Origin of the sequence: uncultured Dokdonia sp. (assembly GCF_947492815.1) — a bacterium.
Taxonomy (GTDB): Bacteria; Bacteroidota; Bacteroidia; order Flavobacteriales; family Flavobacteriaceae; genus Dokdonia.
In genome coordinates this window covers 111,115-119,060 of the sequence record NZ_CANLOB010000016.1, presented here as the reverse complement: position 1 = coordinate 119,060, position 7,946 = coordinate 111,115, and the positions used below count along the sequence as shown (strand labels likewise).

The 7,946-nt window shown below is 36.7% G+C and carries 6 protein-coding genes; 4 read left to right on the top strand and 2 right to left on the bottom strand.

Annotated elements, in window-relative coordinates; genetic code table 11:
• Positions 1-313: 313 nt before the first annotated feature.
• Positions 314-1,150 carry a universal stress protein gene (locus Q1A01_RS14925; RefSeq protein WP_366520107.1) on the bottom strand — a complete coding sequence of 279 codons (837 nt, stop codon included), beginning with the start codon at positions 1,148-1,150 and terminating at the stop codon, positions 314-316.
• 169 nt (positions 1,151-1,319) lie between these two features.
• Between Q1A01_RS14925 and rimP the strand changes: the two genes are divergently transcribed.
• Genes rimP through infB form a run of 3 tightly spaced genes read left to right on the top strand, consistent with a single transcriptional unit; the run spans position 1,320 to position 5,871 of the window.
• On the top strand, positions 1,320-1,784 hold the full coding sequence (gene rimP, locus Q1A01_RS14920) for a ribosome assembly cofactor RimP (RefSeq protein ID WP_299682507.1): 465 nt from the start codon (positions 1,320-1,322) through the stop codon (positions 1,782-1,784).
• Between the two features lie 12 nt (positions 1,785-1,796).
• Positions 1,797-3,029 (top strand): transcription termination factor NusA, encoded by a 1,233-nt coding sequence (gene nusA / locus Q1A01_RS14915; protein WP_299682504.1) that lies wholly within the window; start codon positions 1,797-1,799, stop codon positions 3,027-3,029.
• 55 nt (positions 3,030-3,084) lie between these two features.
• Positions 3,085-5,871 carry a translation initiation factor IF-2 gene (gene infB, locus Q1A01_RS14910; protein WP_299682501.1) on the top strand — a complete coding sequence of 929 codons (2,787 nt, stop codon included), beginning with the start codon at positions 3,085-3,087 and terminating at the stop codon, positions 5,869-5,871.
• A gap of 102 nt (positions 5,872-5,973) precedes the next feature.
• Here infB and Q1A01_RS14905 read toward each other — a convergent pair whose 3' ends face one another.
• Positions 5,974-6,366, bottom strand: a complete 393-nt coding sequence (locus Q1A01_RS14905; protein WP_299682498.1) for an SPOR domain-containing protein — start codon at positions 6,364-6,366, stop codon at positions 5,974-5,976.
• Positions 6,367-6,591: 225 nt separating this feature from the next.
• On the opposite strand from Q1A01_RS14905, the gene Q1A01_RS14900 reads away from it, so the two are divergent.
• On the top strand, positions 6,592-7,887 hold the full coding sequence (locus Q1A01_RS14900; protein WP_299682495.1) for a c-type cytochrome: 1,296 nt from the start codon (positions 6,592-6,594) through the stop codon (positions 7,885-7,887).
• The last annotated feature ends 59 nt before the right edge of the window (positions 7,888-7,946 follow it).

The following is a 7,946-nucleotide window of genomic DNA, read 5'->3' as shown; positions in this document are numbered from 1 at the left end:
GACAATTGTAAAATGAGTAATTAATAGCTCAGGTAGAATTAACTTTAATAAGTCTAAGGACAGTTCCATTTTTTTTTACAAAAATCCAACTTCTATTTTAATTCACACACAACTTTTAGGAATGATCCAAGGAAACTCTAGGGCGTCAATATAACTAATTAACAGCTTTATGATTTTTGCATCGGCTTTTATATGTATTTAGCATGTGTCATTGTATACGCTTTCGCGAAAGCGTACCAAGAAAACGTACTGTTAAAAGTATGATAAGTAGTGCTGAGTAACGTGCCGTAAATACTTAAGATATTTGTTGAAACTATATCTTAAACGTAATAACGGGTCGTTGCGCATGATTTACGAGACCTTCACTAAGAGAGCCGTTTAAAAAATGAGCAAGACCACTTCTTCCATGAGTTCCGATACCAACCAATCCAGATCCTATAGTTTCTGCAAAGTGAAGAATGCCTTTTTCTACAGAGTCATCATTGTAAATGTTTAAGGTGTAATCGGTACATGCTGGTTCTTTCTCCATAAAAACTTTCATTTTTGCTTCTATTTCATGCGTTGTGTGAAAGTTGTTTGGGGTATTTATATAAAGCATGTGTAATTTTACATCATTGTCTTTTGCAAAAGAAAAGGCTTGTTTGAAAGAAGTGTGGTTCTCTTCTTTAAAATTGGTTGCATAAATAAATTTCTCAATAGCAAAGTTTTCATGGCGTCTTTTGATGACGAGTACGGGTACTTTTGAATTACGAACTACTTTTTCTGTGTTAGATCCAATGAGTAATTCTTGAAGTCCTGTAGCGCCGTGTGATCCCATAACAATTAGGTCTGCTTCGTATTTTTCTGTGTATTCCATAATACCTTCAAAGGCACCATCAAATTCGGCAGTTTCATGTACGGTAATACCATCTAGGAAAGGAGCACTCATCATATTTTCAAATTTTTGATGTGCTAATTTCATAAAGAATATAGCTTCTGGAAGATCGCTTTTAGCACCTCCAGTAGCACCATCTACAAGTTGCATAGGGAGTTCAAGCATGTGTAGTAAATTGATTTCACTTCCATACTTTCTAGCGAGATCTGCAGCAACACGTAAGGCATTTTCTGCTTGTTCTGAAAAATCTGTGGGGACAAGTATTTTTTTAATCATATGTATGGGGTTTTTGTGAATAACTATGTTCAAAATAGTAACCGTCTTCAATTTACAAAATAATAAGCAGTTTAATAGACTTTTATAAATGGATAATTTGTATTACATTTGCACCATTGAAAGAAACGAGTATAGAGGGGACAGCGGTCCCCTCTTTTTATAGGCAAAGATGTTGAGAGAAAAAGTAACCCAACTTCTTCAAGAAGCAATGGATGAAAATCCATCACTTTTTTTGATAAGTTTAGACATACAAGGTAACAACGAAATTAAGGTCACAATAGATGGTGATCAGGGAGTTACTGTTCAGGATTGTATCGCTGTAAGTAGAAAAGTAGAGCACAATTTAGATAGAGAAGAAGAAGATTTTTCTTTAGAAGTAATGTCTGTTGGAGCAACAACCCCTCTTCAGCAACAGCGACAGTATAAAAAGAACTTAGGTCGTTCTCTGGAAATAAAAACCAATGCAGGTGTAAAATTAGAAGGAACGCTGGAAGAAGTTACAGATGAAAATGTAACATTAACTTGGAAAGCGAGAGAGCCTAAACCGGTTGGTAAAGGAAAAGTGACTGTTCAAAAAACAGAAGTAATTCCTTATGAAAATATAGTAGAAGCAAAAGTGATGATTAAATTTTAACAATATGTTGATATGGAGAATTTAGCGTTAATCGATTCTTTTTCGGAATTTAAGGACGATAAATTAATAGATCGTGTAACTCTAATGGCTATCTTAGAGGATGTCTTTAGAAGTACATTGAAAAGACGTTTTGGAAGTGACGATAATTTTGATATTATTATAAATCCTGATAAAGGAGATCTTGAAATTTGGCGTAACCGTATAGTGGTAGCTGATGGTGAAGTAGAAGATGATAATGCAGAAATATCCCTTACAAATGCACGTAAAATTGAAGAGGATTTCGAGGTTGGTGAGGATGTGTCAGAAGAGGTGAAGCTTATTGATTTAGGACGTCGTTCTATTTTGGCGTTACGTCAAAACTTGATAAGTAAGATTCATGAGCATGATAACACAAATATCTACAAGCAGTTTAAAGAGCTTGAAGGAGAGTTGTATACAGCAGAGGTGCATCATATAAGACATAGGGCTATTATTTTGCTGGATGATGAAGGAAATGAAATTATCCTTCCTAAAGATCGTCAGATTCCATCTGATTTCTTTAGAAAAGGAGAAAATGTAAGAGGAGTTATTGAAAGTGTAGAGTTGAAAGGAAATAAGCCTTCAATTATTATGTCTCGTACAGCTCCTGTATTTTTGGAAAAATTATTTGAATCAGAGATACCAGAAGTATTTGATGGTTTAATTACAATAAAGAAAGTAGTACGTATCCCAGGTGAAAAAGCCAAAGTAGCTGTAGATTCGTATGATGATCGTATCGATCCAGTTGGGGCATGTGTAGGAATGAAAGGATCTCGTATCCATGGGATTGTACGTGAATTAGGAAATGAGAATATAGATGTGATTAATTATACAAATAATCTTAATCTATATATAAGCCGTGCGTTAAGTCCGGCACGTATCACTAGTTTAAAACTAGATGATGAAAATAAAACGGCTCAAGTATATTTGAAGCCGGAAGAAGTTAGTAAAGCAATTGGTCGTGGAGGACATAATATTCGTCTTGCAGGTCAATTAACTGGATATGAGATAGATGTATATCGTGAAGGCGTAGAGGAAGATGTAGAGCTTACTGAATTCTCTGATGAGATCGAAGGATGGATTATTGAAGCATTTGCAAAAATTGGATTTGATACTGCAAGAAGTATCTTAGAGCAAGATGTAGATGATTTAGTAAGACGTACAGACTTAGAAGAAGAAACAGTTCTTGACGTAATGCGTATTCTCAAAGAAGAATTTGAAGAATAACAAGTCCTACTTGAATAATAAACAAGAGTAGGGAAAGAATAAATTAAAGCAGTTTATGGCAGCAGCAACAATGCGATTAAATAAGGTGTTAAGGGAACTCAACATTTCTCTGGATCGTGCCGTAGAGTATTTAGACTCTAAAGGTATCGAGATAGAGGCGCGTCCGACTACAAAAATCTCTCAAGAGATTTATAATGTACTTTCGGATGAGTTTCAGACAGACGCTAGTAAAAAAGTAGCTTCTAAGGAAGTCGCTGTAGAAAAGCTCAAGGAGAAGGAGGCATTGCGTATTGCTCGAGAAGAAGAAATCGAAGCAAAACAAGAGGCTAAAAAGCCTGAAGTGGTAAAAGCAAAAGTGAACCTTAGTGGTCCAAAACAAGTAGGTAAGATTGACCTTGGTGGGGCAAAGAAAACTGAAGTTCAGGAGCAAAAAGAAGCTCCTAAGAAGGAAGAAGTTGTCGAAGCTAAGCTAAAGGTGGAGGTTCCTAAGCCTGTTGTTACTCCTCCGGTTGAAAAACCTGTAAAGGAGAAAGAGGTGGAGAAGCCTGTTGCTAAAAAAGAAACTGCGCCTCCTGTGAAAAAGGAGGTTGCTCCTGTTAAAAAAGAAACGCCTAAAAAAGAGGTGTCTAAAAAACAAACTCCCAAAACTGAAGCAGCTGCCGATACTCCAGTTAGATTAGGGGATGAAGTAATTAAGACAGACTATAAAAAATTAGACGGACCTAACTTTACAGGGCAAAAAATTGATCTTACTCAATTCAAGAAACCTGAAAAGAAGAAAAAAGAAAGTGCTGACGATGCTAAGAAAAAACGTCGTAAGCGAATTACAAAACCAGGAGGTGGTAATAATTCCAACTCTGGAGGAGGTTCTAGAAATGGTGGAAACCGTGGTCGCGGAAATAATAAGCGTAAACCAGCAGTAGCTAAAGTAGAGCCTACTGAAGAAGAAGTGCAAAAGCAAATTAGAGAAACTCTTGAGAAACTTCAAGGGAAATCTAATAAAGGAAAAGGTGCAAAATATCGTAGAGATAAGAGAGATCAACACCGTCAAAAAACAGAAGGAGAACTTGCTGCTCAGGAAATAGAAAGTAAAATCCTTAAAGTAACAGAATTTGTTACGGTAAGTGAAGTTGCGATCATGATGGATGTGCCTGTGACAGGTATTATTTCGGCATGTATGTCTTTGGGAATGATGGTAACGATGAATCAGCGTTTGGATGCAGAGACACTTACTATTGTTGCAGATGAGTTTGGATATACAGTAGAGTTTGTTACTGCAGATCTGGAAGAGGCTATTGTTGAAGTAGAGGATGCTCCTGAAGATTTATTAGAAAGAGCGCCTATTGTAACTGTTATGGGTCACGTAGATCATGGTAAAACATCTTTCCTTGATTATGTGCGTAGTGAAAACGTAATAGCAGGTGAGAGTGGAGGAATTACGCAGCATATTGGTGCGTATGGAGTGACATTAGAAAGCGGTCAAAAAATGGCTTTCTTAGATACACCGGGTCACGAAGCCTTTACGGCGATGCGTGCACGTGGTGCTCAAGTAACAGATATAGCAGTTATTGTTGTCGCTGCAGATGATGATATCATGCCGCAAACAAAGGAGGCAATAGCCCATGCGCAAGCAGCGGGAGTGCCTATCGTGTTTGCTATAAATAAAGTAGACTTGCCTACAGCAAATCCTGAAAAAATTAAAGAAGGATTGGCGGCTATGAACTTATTAGTAGAAGATTGGGGAGGTAAAATTCAATCTCATGATATCTCTGCTAAAACTGGATTAGGGGTTAATGAACTTTTAGAAAAAGTATTGCTTGAAGCAGAATTATTAGAGTTGAAAGCAAACCCTCAGAAAAATGCTGTTGGTACAGTAGTGGAGGCATTCTTGGATAAAGGACGTGGATATGTATCTACTGTTCTTGTACAAGGAGGAACACTTCGTGTTGGAGATTACCTATTGGCTGGAACATGTTCTGGTAAGGTAAAAGCAATGCACGATGAACGTGGTAAGAAAATTAAAGAGGCTGGACCGTCAACTCCAGTGTCTGTACTTGGTCTTGATGGTGCGCCACAAGCGGGAGATAAATTTAATGTAATGGATGATGAGCGTGAAGCGAAAGATATCGCTTCTAAACGTACACAGCTACAACGTGAGCAAAGTGTTCGTACGCAACGTCATATTACACTTGATGAGATTGGAAGACGTATTGCATTAGGAGACTTTAAAGAGCTTAATATTATCCTTAAGGGAGATGTGGATGGTTCTGTAGAGGCACTTACAGATAGTTTCCAAAAACTATCTACCGAAGAGATTGCGGTAAATATCATTCATAAAGGAGTAGGGGCTATTACAGAAAGTGATGTGTTGCTAGCTTCAGCGTCTGATGCGATTATTATTGGATTTAACGTAAGACCAGCAGGTAATGCTAGGCAAGTGGCAGACAAGGAGGAAATCGATATCCGTATGTACTCAATTATATACGATGCGATTAATGATCTTAAAGATGCAATGGAGGGAATGTTGTCTCCAGAAATGCGTGAAGAAATCACAGGAACTGCAGAGATACGTGAAACTTTCAAAATCTCTAAAGTTGGGACGATCGCAGGTTGTATGGTAACTAATGGTAAAATCTTTAGAAACTCTAGTATACGTATTATACGTGATGCTGTAGTTGTTTATACAGGTGAGTTATCAACCCTTAAGCGTTTTAAAGATGATGTAAAAGAGGTGAGTAAAGGATATGATTGTGGTATGCAAATTAAAAACTATAATGATATCAAGATCGATGATGTAATCGAAGCTTTCCAAGAAGTGGCCGTTAAGAAGAAGCTTAAGTAAGATCATAACAGCATAACTATAATAAATGAAAAAGCCTTTCTAGAATTCTAGAAAGGCTTTTTTAATGATGAGATGGTAATCTCTATGTGTTTTTGTCTTTTTTTATCTCTTAGGGTCAGGCTTAAAAATTAAAGCGTTAGGAAACTCTTTTTTGATTTGTATAAGAGCTCTGTCTGCTTCAAGTCTGTTTCTAAAACTGCCTACCCACACTTTGTAATTTGGGGTTTCATATTCTATATCTGATTTCCAAGTGCCTACCTTATTTTTAAAACGTTTTAAGATAGTTCCTGCTTGTGTGGCATTTCCAGAATAAATTTGAATTTTATAGTGATCTCCAAGTTCGTTATCGTTACTTAATTCATTCTTTAATTCAAGTAATTGAGGGATTTTGGCATCTTGTGTAATGTTTACTTGTGCTGTTTGCGCTTTCGCGAAAGCGTAAAAAGAAAGAAAAATAGTGAATGTAAGTGCTTTAATGTTAGGGTGTATTCTCATATTAAAAATATAATTTGCATGGCAAAGGTAAATGAATAAACGAAAAATAGAATAATTTGTTATTTAGAATTATTATAAATTAAAAACTAGCGCTTTTGCATTCTTCAAAAATGAGTTCTAAGTATTATTTTTGCATACGATTTGAAGTGCTCGGTTAACAGTTTATTAACAGCAGTTATATTGTAATAATCGTGCCAAATTTTTGAAGCTAATTCAATACCAATTATGATACAGGTGAATCGCCGTAACTCATTTTCGAGAATTATCACACTATGCGCAGCATTTTTGCTCGCTTTTTCTTCTTCCCTTTTTGCTCAGATAGATGCCACTACTGGTGATGCAGATGCTGGGAAAGCATTATTTAAAACCAATTGTGCTGCTTGTCATAAGCTATATAAGCCTATGACGGGACCTGCGCTTTTTGGAGTAGTCGAAAAATATGAAGAAGATTACGAATGGTTAGGAAAATGGATCAGAAACTCGCAAGGACTTATCAATGCAGGAGATGCTAGGGCTGTAAAAGTGTATGAAGAGAATGGACAGAAAGTAATGAATGCTTTCCCTGCTCTTACCGATGCAGATATTAGTAATATACTTGCGTATACAAATACTCCTGTGCCAGAACCGCCAGTTATTGTTGATGATGAATCAAGTTCTACTAAAGGTGGAGGCGGTGTCTCAAATGAAATTATTCTTTCTATTTTAGGATTAATGCTATTGCTTCTTGTAGGAGTGTTATTTATTGTAAAAAATACACTTAAGAAATTTGCAGAAGCACAAGGTATCGAGGTAGAGAAAGAAGGGGTTCGTAAACCACTTTGGGAATCGTTTGTTGAGAATCAATTCTTAGTATTGGTGTCTGTGATTTTCCTTCTTTTAGGAAGTGCTTATTTTGCATATGGGTGGATGTCTCAAGTAGGTGTTGACCAAGGATACGCTCCTGTACAACCAATTCATTACTCACATAGAATTCACGCTGGAGATAATGCGATAGATTGTAAATATTGTCACTCTTCTGCAAGAGTAAGTAAGCATTCTGGTATCCCTTCATTAAATGTATGTATGAACTGTCATAAGTCTATAGGTGAAGTGGCAGCTGATACGCAAGCTGAAGGTAAGAGTGAATATGGAGTAGATTATAATAAAGAGATTCAGAAGTTATATGCAGCTGTAGGTTGGGATGAGGCTTCACAATCATATACGGGAGAGACAAAACCTGTAGAGTGGGTGCGTATTCATAATCTTCCTGATTTCGCATACTTTAATCACTCACAACACGTAAGTGTGGCAGGTGTAGAGTGTCAGAAATGTCACGGTCCTGTAGAGGAAATGGAGATTATGGAGCAATTTGCACCACTTACAATGGGCTGGTGTATTAATTGTCACCGTGAAACAAACGTAAAAGTAGAAGGAAACGCGTATTACGAAAAAATACATGAGCAACTTTCTAAAAAGTACGGGGTTGATAAACTTACGGCAGCTCAAATGGGAGGTCTTGAGTGTGGTAAATGTCATTATTAATTAAGACACCACTTTAAATAAGTATAATATAAGGTCACTGAGCATAGCGAAGTGCAAAT